The organism is Kitasatospora sp. NPDC088160, assembly GCF_044741445.1.
Lineage (GTDB): Bacteria > Actinomycetota > Actinomycetes > Streptomycetales > Streptomycetaceae > Kitasatospora.
This window is the reverse complement of sequence record NZ_JBIUSS010000002.1, coordinates 60,202-74,332: the sequence shown is the minus strand read 5'-3', so window position 1 is coordinate 74,332 and position 14,131 is coordinate 60,202. Positions and strand designations below refer to the sequence as shown.

Here is a 14,131-nt window from a genome sequence, read left to right as displayed (position 1 = left end):
GACCAGAACGGAGTTCTTCATGAAGAGCAGACCAGGTACCAGCCCTCGTACAGCCCTGGTGGGCGGCTCCGCCGTCCGGATCGGCGAACTCGCCGGCCACGGTCGCCTCAGCGAGGACCGGGTGATCACCACCGACCACGCCGTCATCGTCCTGGACGGCGTCTCCACCGTCACCGACGACCAGCCCCGAGGCGGCTGGTACGCCGACACCCTCGGCTCCGCCATCGCCCAGCTCCTGAACCGGGATCCGGGCATGGACCTGCGCCAGGTACTCGCCACCGCGATCGGCACCGTGGCCGACGAGCACGCGCTCCTCCCCGGCTCGTCCCCGGCCTCCACCGTGGCGATCGTGCGACGGCGCGCGCAGCGGATCGAGGCGGTGGTCCTCGGCGACAGCCCCGTTGTCGCCATCGGCCGCGACGGCTCGCTGCACCCGGTGCGCGACGACCGGCTCGCCGTGCTGGTGAACGCCCAGCCGCAGGTTCGCGAGTACCGCGACCTCCTGCGCGCCGGTCACGGCTTCGGCGAGCGCCACCGCCACATCCTCAAGGAACTGCGCGACTTCCAGAGCAGCGTGGTCAACCGCCCCGGCGGGTACTGGATCGCCGAGGCCGTGCCAGAGGCGGGCCTCAACGCGATCACCGCGTCGTGGCCGACCGACGACCTGGCCGAGGTCGTGATCGCCACCGACGGCATCTCCGCCGGCATCGAGGAGTACGAGCTGTACTCGTGGCAGGAACTCGCCCGCGCGTGCCGGGAGGACGGGCCACAGGCGGTCGCCGACGCCATCGACCGTGCCGAGCACGACGACCCCGCCGGGCAGCTCTGGCCCCGCTACAAGGCCGGCGACGACAAGGCGTTGGCCTGGTGGCCGTTCACCGGCGCCGAGCGGGTGAGTGAGCAGGAGGCCGCAGACGCCCCGGACGCCGCCGATCTGGTCACTATCGCGAACCTCAACGCCTACAAGCTGCATCCCCGCGACGTCGGCACCGAAGGGTGGAAGGCCCGGGTCACCGCGATCCGCGAGGTCGCCCCGGATGTCCTGTGTCTGCAGGAGATCCTGGTCGACGAGGACACACCCGAGGACGCCGACGAGAACGGGATCGTCGACGAGGCGAAACGGCACCACCGCTGGGACACGCAGGCCGCCGCCGTCATCGAGCGCCTGGCCCACGAGTGCGGACTCACCGCCACCACCGTGCGCTCCGACGGCAGCACCGGGGCTGTCGCGATGGCCCGCAACAGCCATCGTCCCTGGTTCACGGCCGTGTTGTGGAGCCCTGCCACGGTCACCCCGATGCCCGGAGGGTTCCGTGCCTACGGATCACCGGATTACTGGCACGGATGCACGACGATCCAGCTCGACATCGGCGCGCAGGCCCCGTTGTTGATTGCGAGCTACCACGGCGACCCGTTCCGACCGGACGTCCGGGCGGACGAGGCACGGCGGCTCAAGGGTGCGTTCCGCCGCACCGGCGGCGCCCGGCACGTCCTCGTCCTCGGCGACTTCAACTCGATCTCCGCCGCCACCGTCACCATCGACGGTGCGGAACGGCTCTACGACGCCGAGCCCTACACCGTCCAGGACCACGACGACCTCGAATACCAGTGCCGCCCCGAGACGATCGGCGACACCAACCTCGCCGACCGCCGGCCCACCGCCATGCTGCTGCGCCGCGGCTTCATGGTCGACGCCGCCGCCCATCTCCGCGTGCCGTGGGAGCCGACGGTGGGGCACTGGGAGGACGGCGAGGGCGACCCGGACCCGTGGGGGCCGCGCCGGATCGATCTCGCCCTGGCGACCCGGCCCGTGGCCCCGGCGCTGGTCGGCTACCGCGTCCACCGGAGCCCGACCGCCCTCGCGGCGTCCGACCACCTGCTGGTCGTGGTAGACGTCGCGCTGTCCAAGATCCTGCCCTGACCGGAGAGCACTGTGAGGAACTTCTTCGACGTACAGCGGATTTGGCCGAACGGCCCCTACCCGCACTTCCTGATCCTGCTCGACCGGTACCCGCAGTACGTCGAGTACGCGCGGCAGCACACCGAGGTCCTCGGCCGCTTCAAGCACCTGGCGGCGGTGCCGGCCCAGTGGCTGCACATCACCGTGCAGGGCGTCCACCACCCGGCCGGCCCTGAGCAGGTGAAGCGGCTGGAGGAGGAGGCCCGCGCGGAACTCGCCGACGTGGTGCCGTTCGAGGTCCAGCTCGGTCCGACGTGGCCGGGCGTCACCGCGGTCACCGTCGCCCCGTATCCGGAGGAGCCGATGGCCGCGCTCAACCGGAAGGTGCGGGCGGCGGCCGACCGGGTGAAGGGCCTCGAACTGCGCCCGGAGGAGAAGAGGTTCTGGCCGCACACCGCAATCGCCTACGCCAAGGCCGACGCCGGCCAAGCGGATGACTACCTCCTGAACCGGGCCTTGCGGCAGCTGCGACCCGAGCGGGTCACCATCACCGTCGATACCGTGCACCTGGTGATGCAGATCCAGGACCCGGATGCGGGCTTCTACCGTTGGGAGCCGGTGGCCGAACTTCCGCTCCACGGCAGCGTGTGAGCGCTACCGGTGCCCCGCGAAGCCGCGTGGGGCACCGGTAGCGTGCCGGGAAGCGAGCGACGAGACGGAGGGAGTCTGTGGAGATCATGCCCGTGGACAGCGACGACGAGGCCAGGCGGCGGGCCTGGGACGCCTGCGTGGAACTCACCACCCGCCCACCACTGGCGCCCCTGACACCGGCGGCCGACACCCCGGGCCAGCTCGTCCACGATGCGAGCGCCCTCGACACGGCGCTGGCCGCCATCCCCACCGGCGCACTACCGGCCAGCGTCGCCGTCACCGTCGGCCAGGCCCGCGACGGCCTTCGCCCGGTGCTGGCCCTGCGCACCGCGCTTGAGCAGTGGCGCGGCCAGAGCGAGGCGCCCGCCATTGGTTCGGGCGAACGGCGGTGGCCGCTGTACGCCGACCTCGTCACCGCCTTCGACGACGCCCGCCCGGCGCTGGAGAAGGCGTGGCTGGCGCTCGACGCCTTCTCCCGCGCCAACCCGGCGGGCCCCTCACCCAAGGGCTGGGCGACGCTGAACAGCCGGGTCATCCACCAGGGCCCGTACCTGACCATGCGGCGCGACGACGTCCGTCGGCCTGACGGGCACGAGGGCACGTACGAGTACATCGAGGTGGCCGACACCGTGCGCGTCGTGGCGCTCAACGCGAGCGGTGACGTCGCCCTGCTGGAGGATCACTTCTATCTGCAACCCGCCCACCCGGTCCTCCACCTCCCCGGCGGTGGCGTCGAGAAGGGCGAGGGCGTGCTGGTGGCGGCCGGGCGCGAGCTGGAACAGGAGACCGGGTGGCGGGCCGGACGGCTGGAGGTGCTCGGCCGCATCGACCCGCTGCCGGGCGCGGCCCGCACCACCACCCACCTTCTGCTCGCCACCGACCTCGCCCGAGGACAGGTCAACCGGGAGCCCACCGAGGCGGGGATGACGATGCGCTGGGTGCCCGCCGCAGAGGCGGTGCGGCTGGCCCTCGCCGGCGGGATACGGGAAGCAGGCAGTCTCGCCGCGATCCTGCTCGCCCAACCCCAGTTGCCCCCGGTGCAGCTGCTGTGATCGGGACATCGCACCACGGGTTGCCCGAGCCGGGCTGGCAGCAGTCGACCGTGAAGACGCTCAGGAAGATCACCGCCCGCGATCCGCGCATCCGCGACCTGCGGGTCCACGGCTCGGCCGGCGCGGACGGCGGCGATATGGATCTGTGGTCCGACCTCGACCTGGTCCTGACCGCGGACCACCACCCCGCCCAGGTGGCCGAGGAGTTCGCCAGCTCGGCGCTGTCCCAGCTCGGGCCGCTCTTCACTGCCAGCCGAGAGGCCACCGCCAACGGCTACGGGCTGCGCCTGGTGCTCGTCGACCTGCGCCGCATCGACGTCACCGTCCTCGCCAACAGCAACTCCCGTGATCCAGGTGCGACTGCCCCGGCGGCGGATCCGCTGGCGGAGCTGCTCGAAGCGTTCCGCTTCGACGCGGTCCTCGCCGCCGTCAAGACCGCCCGAGGTGACGTTCTGATCGGCTCCCACCTCGCCCTCCAGCTCGCACGTCACCTACTCGTCGCAGCGATGATCTTGCGTGACCGCCAGAGCGGGACGACCCACCACCGCCACGGTGGCACCGTCTGGGACACCTGGGCGGAGCGCCTGGCCGCAGCCCCCGTCCCCTACACCCGAGCGGGCATCAGCTCGGCCATCCGCTTCCATAGCGAGCAGCTGGACCGCCTCCTCGCTGAACAAGCACCGCACCTCGCGGGCGGCAACCAGCCGTTGCACATCCTGCTGGATGCCGTCGCCGCTCACGCCCCGGTCCGCCCCCAAGCTCCGGCGTGATGGGCACCGGCACCGCCCTCCCGCCACCACCCCAGTTTGCAGGCCGCAACGGCCAGACGTCCGACTCTCCGTCAGCTACCCTCGCACCACGGCGGACAGCCCCGAAGCACGGTGGCCTTATCCGATCGAGCCAAAGGTAGGACGGCGTGACCTGGAACTTCACCACGAGCCACATCGGCCACGACGGGGCCGGCCAGCTAACGTTGGAGATCTGCCACCGTCGCGCGGACTACGGCAACCGGTTCGGCGGGGTGTTCTGGCTCAGCACCCCGCCGCTGCCGGACGGGACACCCGAGCTCGACGTCTGTTGCCCGCTCTGCATGGCCGACCGCGGCCTGACCGTCTCCGGGGTCTGGGGCAGTCCCGCCCGGCTGACCTGCGTGTGCGCTCACTCCTGGACACCCCGGCTGCCCGGCCTCTCACCCGAGGACCTACTGCGGAGGCTCGTGCGCCTGGCCCGCGCATCGGATCCAGGTCCCGGTATGCCGTTGTGGCGGATGCGGGCCGACCACGACGCCACGCCGCCCACGCCACTCCAGCAGGCCGTCCACCCGCATGTCGCCGAGGCGTCTCACGCCCTCAACCGTCGCGAGTGGCAGTTCAGCGACCGTGAGTGCTCCGTGGCCTCCGATCTGCTGACGCAGGCCGGCTACCGGGCGTACTGGAGCCCCGAGGCGCTTGAGGCCCTGGCGAGGCAGAAGCGCGTCGACGAGGACCACCTCAAGTGGGTTCACGAAAACCTCCAGGCGCTGGAGGAGCACGGCAGAACGACCCGTGGCCGTCTCGGGCAGTTCCTGTCGGACTGCGCCGCCGCACTGCGGCCGGCCACCCTTCTGACCGTGGACGACCTGGAGCCCGGGAAGACGTGGTCCGGCATGCCGCCCGTCCTGGAGGACGCCCGAGGGGCGCTCGGCAGCGTCCACGTCGTACTGACCGCGGGCGCCACAGGCAACGTCGATTACTGACGCCAACATCATGGCCTACCGCAACCGCCCGGCCGCATGAGGTGTTCGGTGGGCCCCAGGGGCCCACCGCCTAGGATTGGCGCATGGTCAGCGATAGCGGGCGGCGGTGGAACGATGCCCGGGCCACGGCCCGCGGGTTCCAGCGGTTTGATCACAACGTCCGAGACGTCCTCGCCCTGATCTACTACCTGGTCACGGCTCAGGACAGCTGCAACGCTGACCAAGTCCCGCTCCGGTCCGTGCGCTACCGCCTGGCCAATCCACAACGCCTGCATCAAGAACTGCACGATCTTCTGCCCGGCCCGGCACGCGAGGAGGATTGGATCAGGCCGGTCGAAAAGGGCCTGGCCGACCTGACGCAGGCGCGGCTGGCCGAACGCGTTCAGGACTACGGCCCGTTCACCGGCCCGCCACCCGTGGAAGGGGCAATCTGGAGGCTCTGGCACGCGCTGAACGCCCAGCACGGCGTGCCGCTGGAGGACACCCTGCCGTCTGACATGATCACCGACGACGTGTACGGCCGGTACCAGTCAAGCGGGATGACCGTCTTCGAGTACGCCGTACGCGAGCTGACGACACAAGTCGACCAGCTTCTCCTGCCGGCCAGCGGAGCGTTGAGCCTACGGGCTCACGTCACGGTCACTGGCGGCGTCCACGCTGGACGAACTGGCCGCCTCCGCGCCGTCGCGTGGGGCACCGACGACGAGCAGCGCACCTGCACCGACACACCCGCCGTCTACCGGATCGACTTCGACGATCGACACGAGAGTGCCGACATCGCCCCCGGCAACCTCGAGAGGCTGCCCGAGTGGGACCGTGGGTTCGTCGTCGTCTACGCGGGCGAGCCGCTGCCCACCGAGTGGGCTGCCTCGGTGCTGCTGGCCGCTGCCGGCCCGTCGCCGGACTGGCACGACAGCGCCGTGGAGCACCTTCGGCAGTGGCAGGGCTACGGGCGGATGGTCGTCCTCCTGTCCCAGCCGCGCAACGGCCAGGCGCCGGGCCCCAAGGAACAGCAGTGGGTCGAGGAAGCCGCCGCCTGGGCCGACGAGATCATCGCCCTCGCGCCCACCGACCATTCCTCCCCGCCTCAGCTCACGCTCGGCCAGTCGGCCGACGCCCTCCACCACGCTGCGCGCCTGACCCTCTTCGCCCCGCCCGGGCACGCCCCGGCCCCCGAAGGCGCGCCTTCCTGGGCCGGAACCCACCGCGTCGCCGTCGCGCCCACGATCGCCGAGGCGGTCGAGGCCGCGCTGAGCCGGATCGGCCGAGGACACCGACGGACCGGCGGCAATCGGCAGGTGCCGCTACTCGTCGCCCGCTCTGCCGCGTTCGGCGGCTGGTACGAGGAGCAGCTGACGACCCGCACGGTGCTGGAGGAGGCCCGGGTGGAGTGGGTCTGCCGTCAGGAGCATGCCGGTGAGCCGATCTCCTGGTGGATCCTGCGCGCACGCCTCCGGCACAGGGACGGGTCGCGCAGCGAGGAGACCGTGCTCGCGCACCCGGGCCTGATGAGCGTGGTCGTTTACCACCCGCGGGAGCCGTGGACGGACACCGAGGTCGTCCTCCTCCCCAGCCCCGCCTCAGCACGAGGGAAAACTCGCGAGTTCCTTCGCCTACCCACCGTCATCAACAACGTGCGCGCCGGCGGAGGCAACACCGACCGCGCCTGGTCGTTCCTCGTGGAAGGGCTCAGCCTTTTCCTCGACTCCGATCGCCTGCGCGGGAGCGCGTTCCGCAACGACAGCCAGCTAACCTCGGCCCGACGCAGCGTCGTCCGGGTGGCGTTGACGGACGGGGAGTTCGACGACCTCCAGGACCGACTGGAGCTGAGCCCGGCCGGTGCGCCGGAGGTGTACCGGTTGGCTGACCTCATGGCGGACCCGGTCTGCGACTGGGCCACCCTGGGCGCCATCACCACCGCCGTGCAGCCCAACCCGCCGACCGCGTCCCTTGACCCGTGGGCGGCACGTCAGAGGGTGCTGCAGTGGCGCGAGGCTGTTCGCCGGGCCGCTACCCTCACCGCGCCCCACCAGGAGGTGCCGGACGATGCTGCGGACGCTGCCAGCGTCCGGGACGTCATCGCGATGGTGCTTTATGCCCTCCACCTGCGCGAACGACAGCCAGTTGACGATGTGTCGTGGTGGACCGTGCTGTTCCACCTCCGTAACGACCAGCACGTCATCGACCTGGTGGAGCAGACGCTCCAGGACAGCGGCCACGACGTGATCCCACGCCTCAGTTTCAGGTCAGCCGACCAGAGGAAAGCTGACCCCATCGCCCGGCGGTGGGAACGGCTGAACCGCACACGGAACGCCAGCCATCCGCAGGGCCCGCTCGCAGCCGAACCATACGACGGCCCCGACCACAGGCCCGATTCCCGACCCGACATACAGGGCAGCCGCAGCGGCAGCCGACCCAACACGATCATCAGGGCATGCATCCCTCGTGCCGCCGCCGCCGTCCACACCGTCCTGGAGGGCGGTTTCACCGAACATCAGCGCATCCGCGTCACGGCCGGCCCGTACGAGGGCCGCCCTGGCTTCGTCCTGCGCCCCGCCTGGAGGCTGGACCCCGAGACCTGGCAGATCGAGGTGCCCCCCACCACATACATCGTCGACCTCGACGGTCTCGACGCCGCGGTGGAGATCGGCTCCGGCCAGCTCGCCGGCCACACGGACGGGCACAGTCGGCCCGGCTCCCCACCTGCCACCACGAACGACCAGGCTGGCGACCAGACGGAGCGATAGGGTCAGCTTCGGCGTTGGCCCCAACGTGGCCCGCCGGACGCCGCTCTCCGGAGTCGCCGGCTCCCAGGAGCTCGGCCGGACATCACGGCGCCGCCGAAGGGTACGGGAGGGAAACTCGGTGAACGATCTGATGAATCAGCTGCCCCGTCCGCTGGTTGAGCGGATGGGCCGGATGAGCGGCATGGCGCTGCGCGGCATCATCGCGCTGGTCGACGAGGAGCCGGACACGTTCGCCGCCCTGGTGGACCGGATCGGCACCTGGGACGACGATCCGGGACGCACGCCGTACCCATCGCCCCGCTACAAGTTCGCGGTCACCGAGGCCCTGCGCGTCGTCAACAACGGCTTCACGGCTATCGAACAGCACGGCCCCCTCCTCAACGAGGCAGTGGCGGAAGGCGCTCGGCCCCTGATCGAGTCGTTCGCGCCTGCCGAGTTCCGCGACGCCGCCCTGCAGAAGCTGGCGACCTTCCCTCCCGGCACGGAGCCCATGGACCTCTCCGGCGGAGAGGAAGTCGGCCCCGTGGACTACGTCATCGCCGCGGCAGCGGCGGCGTGGATCGCTCGCGGCGCGGGCGGGCGCGTAGCGATGCTGCAGAACCTGCGGCTGGCCCTGTTGAAGGAGGTACGCCGCGCGGAGAGCGTAGCCACCGGCACACCAGAGCGCGAGCAGGTCAACGACGTCAGCGACGCGGACGCGCTCGCCCTGCTCGCAGACCTGTATGACGAGGACTACGTCCGGCTGATCCCCGGCCCCCGTGACCGCGGTCCCTGGGAGTGGGACATGCTGGCCCTCCTCAAGGCACACCTGCTGGAGACCCCCGCCGACGCCACCACGCCCGAACAAGCCCAGGCTCTCAAGGCCAAGCTCGTGACCCTTCTGCAGGCCGCCGTGGCCACGGTCAAGAAGCCGAAGGCGCCCACGGCGCGCCCGGTCGGCAAGCGGGTCCAGCCCAAGCGCCAGCCGAAGAAGAAGCGAAACGGCAAGTAGTCGGCGGGCTCAGGATTAGCCGGATGCCGAGGGCAGGTCTTCTGCCCGACCCGGCAGGGCCCGTCTCGCTGGACCCCGGGCGGGCAGCAGAAATTCCGTTGCCCGCCCGGGCTGGCTAACGATTCCATGGCCACATGGAGACGACAACTCCCTTGGCTGTCAGCAGCTTTCACCGTGACGGCTACTGCGTTGTGCCCGATGTCCTCACCGCCGAGCAGGTGGACCGCTGGCGTTCGGCGCTCGCGCAGCACGTTGCGGCCCAGCCGCCCGAGCCCGGCCGCACCGGCCCGTACTTCCTGTGGCCGACCCTCGCCGATCACGCCGACCTGCGTGCCCTCTACGAGGAGAGCGGCATCGGGGACGCCGTCCGCGCGTTTCTGCGGTCCGACCTCACCTTGCCTGCCCCGGAGGTCGCGCAGTTGGCGCTCACCCTGCCGCCGCACCTGCACCACCCCGGTGCTCCTCACATCGACGGCCTCACCCCCACCGAGGACGACGGCCGCCCCGGCACGTTCACCGTCCTGGCCGGCCTCCTACTCACTGACCAGCGCGAGATCGACCGAGGCAACCTCTGGGTCTGGCCAGGCACGCACCTGAGCACGGCAGCGTGGCTGCGCCACCACGGCGCGGACGCGCTGCGCGACGCGACGCCCTACCCGCCCGTGGAGCTGCCCACCCCGCTCCAGGTGACCGGCACGGCCGGAAGCCTGGTCCTCGTCCACTACCTGCTCGCCCACAACATCGGCGGGCACTTCGGTACCGCCGCCGACGAACGCCGCGAGACCGTGTACTTCCGGCTGCGCGCCGTCGGCCACCGCGAACGCTGGCGCGAGGTTGTGACGGACCCGCTGTTGGAGTTCGCGCTTCCGGACCTGACGGGAGGCTCCGTCACGAACGACGGGCGATGATCACCTCCGTGCGGATCGTCTGCTCAAAGGTGCCCGCCGGGTCGAAGGCCAGCAGGGCCTCGCGCACGTCGCTCAGGAACGCCTTCGTGTCCGGGCCGAGTTGGCGCGGGCTGCTGTAGCTGTAGGAGAGCTGCAGGCCGGCCACCTCGTCCGCGGTTCGGGCGATCGTCCGGTCCCAGTACGCGGTCTCGATCCGGGAGAACGGGGAACGGGCCAGCACGTCCTGGTGGCGCTCGGCCGGGTGGGTGTAGGTACCGCGCCCGGCCCGGCGCTCCGGGCCGAGGTACCGGACCCGGACTTCCCTGATCGTGTCCGACCAAGGCGGCGGGGCAATGTCGCCCGGTGCTCCGCCGGAGGCCAGCACGATCGCGCCTCCGTCGTCGATGAGGGCATCCAGGTCCTGGGCGACGGCTGCGCGGTCCATCCAGTGGAAGGCGGCTCCTACGGTCACCACCCGGAGCGGCGGCAGGTCCATGCTGGCCAGTTGTGCCGCCTCGCCCAGGCGCCATTCGATGTTGGTCACGCTGTCCGCGGCGGCAAGCGCTCGGGCCTCGGCGAGCATGCCCGGCTGCGGATCGACGGCGATCACCGAGTTCACCATTCGGGCCAGCGGAAGGGCCACCGCTCCAGTGCCGGTGCCCAGGTCCAGTGCGCACCCGGTCCCGTCGAGGCCGAGGCGCTCTGCGACATGGATGAACATCCGCTCGTCGTAGCCTGGCCGGTAGGCCGCGTAGTACGGCGCGCTGCCGTCGAACAGCTCCGCCGGCTCATTACTCATCTCCGCCACGCAGTCATCCTGCCACCGCCGCCCAGGCCACATCGGTCGAGCTCCGCCCTTGGAACGAAGTAACGGCCGAAGCGCCCTTCTCCTGGAATCTACGCCGCATTCCGCGAGGTACGCGGGCGCAGGAAGTGGAGGAGGTCCGCGGTGATCACGCGGTAGCTGCCGCCGACTTCCACGACGGTGACCGGGTAGCGGCCCTCCCTGACCATGCGGTATCCGACCGTCCGGCCGAGCGAGAGGAGCTCGTTGGCCATTGAGAGCGGTATCGCCGGCGGGAGGGCAGCGAGAGCTTCCGGCGAGTACTTTCCCGACCGGGCAGTCCGGACTGCGTTCACGGCAACTTCCCTCCCAAGCGATGTTCTCTGTGCGAGAAACATCTATCACATCTGCCCTGGACGAAGAAGATGCCTCATGTATTCTTCCCTTGTGACAGAATTCAAGGAGCAGTGGCCGGCTGCGCTCACGGCGCGGATCGCCCAAACAGTCAAGACGCACCGAGCCCAGCGTGGCATGACGACCAGCGACCTCTCGGCAGCATGCGCGGCACGAGGGGTACCGATCGCCGCCAACACCATCACCAAGATCGAGAAGGGTCAGCGGGACTCGCTCAAGGTGGAGGAAGCCCTGGTTCTCGCCCACGCCCTCGATCTGCCGCTCGTAGCACTGCTCATCCCGCTGGAGGGCCAGGCCGATGTCGACCTCCTGCCCGAGGTGACCCTGTCCGTCTGGGAGGCAGCCGCATGGGTCACCGGCGAGGACCACTTCGGCGAAGCACCACCGCCAGGGACGGCCCGAGCCGTACTCGCGGTCTTCCGCGAACACGACGTCGATGTTCGCACCGCGCTGATCTCCACCCGCGAAGCCCACAGCCGTCGCCTCCAGGCACGCCAGGCCCTCGGGTCGGCTCGCTACGAGCAGCTAGCTCGCCAGGCGGACGAACTCGACCGCATGGCCCACGAGGACTGCACCCGACTCAAGGCCGTCCGAGAGCAGATGCGAGCCGACGGGCTTCAGCCGCCACCGCTGCTGGCCGCTCTGGAGTTCGTCGACGCCCCCAGCAATCCGGCGCTGGACTGAATCCAACTCCCCGTTCGGGACGCGACGCTGATCGCCGCCGCGCCCCCCGAACTCCCCGCTCTCCGTCACACCTGACGGTCTCCGAGACGGCTTTCGCCTGCCAGCTTCCGCCCGTCCCGGAGACCCAGCCACCCCTTGGCCATCGACCAGAGAGGGCTCGCCCCATCATGCCGTATGCCCAGACACGGGCCGCACGCAGTGCGCTTCCCCCTTCGCTTCCGTCCACCCAAGGCTGCGTCTGCTCGTCCTCGGACGCTCCCGCACTTCTGCACACCGCCGACGAGGCCGCCGCGATACTCAAGGTCAGCCCCGCCACTCTGCGTCGCTGGCGACGCGAGGGCACGGGGCCGGCCTACGTCAGGGTCGGAGGCCGGATCGGCTACCGGCACCAGGACCTCGCCGACTACCTGGCCAGCTGCCTCGTGCTTCCGAAGGTGGCGGCCTGATGACGGCGCCCGAGCGTATCGACGCCCCGGTCGGTGTCAAGCTCCGCACCGACATCGAGTACCGGGCCGGCAACCCCAACCCGTACCGTGCCAGGGTTCGTTGGACCGACCCGGCCGACAGTCGCATGCGCCTTTCGCGGTCCACCATGTTCCCGACCGAGGACTCCGCGCAGGACTGGCTGGACCGCATCATGAAGGCGGCTGGCCGAGGCGTCAGCGTCGATCTCGCCACCGCCTCGCTCGGGGAGTACGGCGACTCCGTGATGGACCTGGCGATGCGCGGTCTCGAACTCAAGACCCACGCCCCTTACATGGCAGGCTGGCGCCTCCGCGTCAAACCCACCGTTGGCCACCTTGAGGTCGTCGGCATCACTGCTGGCATCGCCGACCGCGCCCTCAACTCTTGGATCGCCGACGGCGCGGGCGTCTCCACCCTCAAGAACACGGTCGCGGTGTGGGTCAGGGTCATGGAGCAGGCCATCCGCGACGGCATCATCGAGATCAACCCCGCCCGCCTGAACGGCTGGCAGAAGCTGATCAAGACCGCCGAAGACGAGGAACACGACCCCCGCGGTCTCGCGCTGCGCGACTGGGACACCCTCGACCGCCTCGCCGACGCCCTGGTGGCCGCTTCGTACAACCAGTACGACGGCTGGGGCGACGTCGTACGCTTCGCTGGCGGCACCGGCGCTCGCATCGGCGAGGTCTCCGGCGTTCGCGCGGGCGACATCGACACCGACAAGTGGATCTGGCGGGTCTGCCGACAGACCACCACCGCCCCCGGCGGACTGATCGACAAGGGCACCAAGGGCAAGCGTTCCCGCCTCGTTCCGATCATCCCCGAGCTGCGGCCCAACATCGCCTGGCGGATCTCCCGGGTGGGCAACCGCTCCGACGCCAGGCTGTTCACCGGCCCTCTCGGCGGCCGGATCACCACCGCGGTGTTGCGCGACGCCACCCATTGGGATGACGTCGTCGTCCGGCTTGGCTACGAGTACCTGCGCCGCCACGACCTCCGCCACACCGCTCTGACCTGGTTCGCCGACGCTGGCGTCCCGCCCCATGTCCTCATGCGAATCGCCGGACACGGCCAACTGACCACGACTCAGAGGTATCTCCACCCCGACCTGCGCTCCATCGAGCGCGCCGGCGCCCAGCTCACCGCCTACATCAACGCCTCCCGCGGCCTCCCCGGCCCGAAGGTTGAGATCGAGCAGATCCGCCAGCTCGCCCTCTCGGCCTGACGTCATCAGCACCGGCAACGGCGCGGGGTTGGGTTCCCACGAAGTAGTGGAACCCAACCCCCGCTGTTGCCTTCCGGCTCCGCTCGGGGTGATCGGGCCGCAGGTCCGAACTATCCTCAGCCGCATGTCATCCCTCGCAAATGACCCGCGCCACCAGAAGCTGGTCGGCGTGCTGATCCCGCTGCTGCGCCGTGCCTGCCCGCCCGACGCGGGCGGCTACGGAGGGACCTATGAGCTGCGTCTTCTGCCGAGTGAGGTCGAGGACTTGGGCGGTCTCCCGCTCATCCGGTCGGCGATGCGCAAGGCGGCGCGAGAACTCGGCTGGTCGAAGCTGCAGACATACGGCTCCGTCAGCGCGACCGTGGCGCTGGCCGGCGTCCTAGACCAGCGAGAAGTCCCCAAGGAGTTCGCAGCGGCCGTCGAGCGCTACAAGATGGCCCAAACGCGGGATGCCGCCGAGGCGGTCTCGAAGAGGATCGCCACCGGAACCCCCCACGCAACCCGCGGCTCGGTGTTCGTGACCGCCCAGGAGTTCCGAGCGGCATTCGATGCGGCCGACGATGCATGAGCCAGGAGTGAACGGCCGCGCCACCGCC

At 70.4% G+C, this 14,131-nt stretch carries 14 protein-coding genes; 12 read left to right on the top strand and 2 right to left on the bottom strand.

The genetic code is table 11. The features are described from left to right. Window positions 1-19 precede the first annotated feature (19 nt). From ACIOGZ_RS02755 to ACIOGZ_RS02720, 8 genes are all read left to right on the top strand, one after another. Window positions 20-1,921, top strand: coding sequence for an endonuclease/exonuclease/phosphatase family protein (locus ACIOGZ_RS02755; RefSeq protein WP_400473442.1), 1,902 nt, complete (start codon window positions 20-22; stop codon window positions 1,919-1,921). 12 nt (window positions 1,922-1,933) lie between these two features. Further along, entirely contained in the window at window positions 1,934-2,551 is a 618-nt protein-coding gene (locus ACIOGZ_RS02750; RefSeq protein WP_400473441.1) for a 2'-5' RNA ligase family protein, read from the top strand. Between the two features lie 86 nt (window positions 2,552-2,637). After that, entirely contained in the window at window positions 2,638-3,603 is a 966-nt protein-coding gene (locus ACIOGZ_RS02745) for an NUDIX domain-containing protein (RefSeq protein ID WP_400473572.1), read from the top strand. A gap of 50 nt (window positions 3,604-3,653) precedes the next feature. Then, window positions 3,654-4,373: a hypothetical protein gene (locus ACIOGZ_RS02740; protein ID WP_400473440.1), complete on the top strand. Its 720-nt coding sequence runs from the start codon at window positions 3,654-3,656 to the stop codon at window positions 4,371-4,373. Between the two features lie 146 nt (window positions 4,374-4,519). Further along, complete coding sequence (locus tag ACIOGZ_RS02735) at window positions 4,520-5,338, top strand: hypothetical protein (RefSeq protein ID WP_400473439.1); 819 nt, start codon at window positions 4,520-4,522, stop codon at window positions 5,336-5,338. An 83-nt stretch (window positions 5,339-5,421) separates the two neighbouring features. Next, window positions 5,422-8,085 (top strand): hypothetical protein, encoded by a 2,664-nt coding sequence (locus tag ACIOGZ_RS02730; protein ID WP_400473438.1) that lies wholly within the window; start codon window positions 5,422-5,424, stop codon window positions 8,083-8,085. A 118-nt stretch (window positions 8,086-8,203) separates the two neighbouring features. Continuing rightward, window positions 8,204-9,076, top strand: coding sequence for a hypothetical protein (locus ACIOGZ_RS02725; RefSeq protein WP_400473437.1), 873 nt, complete (start codon window positions 8,204-8,206; stop codon window positions 9,074-9,076). A 134-nt stretch (window positions 9,077-9,210) separates the two neighbouring features. Next, window positions 9,211-9,984, top strand: coding sequence for a phytanoyl-CoA dioxygenase family protein (locus ACIOGZ_RS02720; protein ID WP_400984544.1), 774 nt, complete (start codon window positions 9,211-9,213; stop codon window positions 9,982-9,984). Here the strand turns inward: ACIOGZ_RS02720 and ACIOGZ_RS02715 are convergent. Both ACIOGZ_RS02715 and ACIOGZ_RS02710 read right to left on the bottom strand, forming a co-directional pair. Further along, on the bottom strand, window positions 9,965-10,762 hold the full coding sequence (locus ACIOGZ_RS02715; protein ID WP_400473435.1) for a class I SAM-dependent methyltransferase: 798 nt from the start codon (window positions 10,760-10,762) through the stop codon (window positions 9,965-9,967). The two genes, ACIOGZ_RS02720 and ACIOGZ_RS02715, sit on opposite strands and share 20 nt — an antisense overlap. Window positions 10,763-10,860: 98 nt before the next feature. Beyond that, window positions 10,861-11,022 (bottom strand): hypothetical protein, encoded by a 162-nt coding sequence (locus tag ACIOGZ_RS02710; RefSeq protein ID WP_256176758.1) that lies wholly within the window; start codon window positions 11,020-11,022, stop codon window positions 10,861-10,863. Between the two features lie 256 nt (window positions 11,023-11,278). Between ACIOGZ_RS02710 and ACIOGZ_RS02705 the strand changes: the two genes are divergently transcribed. The 4 genes from ACIOGZ_RS02705 (at window position 11,279) to ACIOGZ_RS02690 (ending at window position 14,103) form a co-directional block, all read left to right on the top strand. Next, window positions 11,279-11,845, top strand: coding sequence for an XRE family transcriptional regulator (locus ACIOGZ_RS02705; RefSeq protein ID WP_400473434.1), 567 nt, complete (start codon window positions 11,279-11,281; stop codon window positions 11,843-11,845). Between the two features lie 167 nt (window positions 11,846-12,012). Then, window positions 12,013-12,291 (top strand): helix-turn-helix domain-containing protein, encoded by a 279-nt coding sequence (locus tag ACIOGZ_RS02700; RefSeq protein WP_400473433.1) that lies wholly within the window; start codon window positions 12,013-12,015, stop codon window positions 12,289-12,291. After that, window positions 12,291-13,535: a tyrosine recombinase XerC gene (gene xerC, locus ACIOGZ_RS02695; protein WP_400473432.1), complete on the top strand. Its 1,245-nt coding sequence runs from the start codon at window positions 12,291-12,293 to the stop codon at window positions 13,533-13,535. Before ACIOGZ_RS02700 ends, xerC begins: the two co-directional genes overlap by 1 nt. 124 nt (window positions 13,536-13,659) lie before the next feature. Then, the gene (locus ACIOGZ_RS02690) at window positions 13,660-14,103 is read left to right on the top strand and encodes a hypothetical protein (RefSeq protein ID WP_400473431.1); all 444 of its coding nucleotides are present in this window, start codon (window positions 13,660-13,662) and stop codon (window positions 14,101-14,103) included. Window positions 14,104-14,131: the final 28 nt, after the last annotated feature.

What these genes read in the sequence shown, in the direction of transcription:
- ACIOGZ_RS02730 (WP_400473438.1), top strand. Translation starts at nt 5,422, where the DNA reads ATGGTCAGCGATAGCGGGCGGCGGTGGAACGATGCCCGGGCCACGGCC.
- ACIOGZ_RS02745 (WP_400473572.1), top strand. Translation starts at nt 2,638, where the DNA reads ATGCCCGTGGACAGCGACGACGAGGCCAGGCGGCGGGCCTGGGACGCC.
- ACIOGZ_RS02720 (WP_400984544.1), top strand. Translation starts at nt 9,211, where the DNA reads ATGGAGACGACAACTCCCTTGGCTGTCAGCAGCTTTCACCGTGACGGC.
- ACIOGZ_RS02710 (WP_256176758.1), bottom strand. Translation starts at nt 11,022, where the DNA reads ATGGCCAACGAGCTCCTCTCGCTCGGCCGGACGGTCGGATACCGCATG.
- ACIOGZ_RS02690 (WP_400473431.1), top strand. Translation starts at nt 13,660, where the DNA reads ATGTCATCCCTCGCAAATGACCCGCGCCACCAGAAGCTGGTCGGCGTG.
- ACIOGZ_RS02705 (WP_400473434.1), top strand. Translation starts at nt 11,279, where the DNA reads ATGACGACCAGCGACCTCTCGGCAGCATGCGCGGCACGAGGGGTACCG.
- ACIOGZ_RS02700 (WP_400473433.1), top strand. Translation starts at nt 12,013, where the DNA reads ATGCCGTATGCCCAGACACGGGCCGCACGCAGTGCGCTTCCCCCTTCG.
- ACIOGZ_RS02755 (WP_400473442.1), top strand. Translation starts at nt 20, where the DNA reads ATGAAGAGCAGACCAGGTACCAGCCCTCGTACAGCCCTGGTGGGCGGC.
- xerC (WP_400473432.1), top strand. Translation starts at nt 12,291, where the DNA reads ATGACGGCGCCCGAGCGTATCGACGCCCCGGTCGGTGTCAAGCTCCGC.
- ACIOGZ_RS02715 (WP_400473435.1), bottom strand. Translation starts at nt 10,762, where the DNA reads ATGAGTAATGAGCCGGCGGAGCTGTTCGACGGCAGCGCGCCGTACTAC.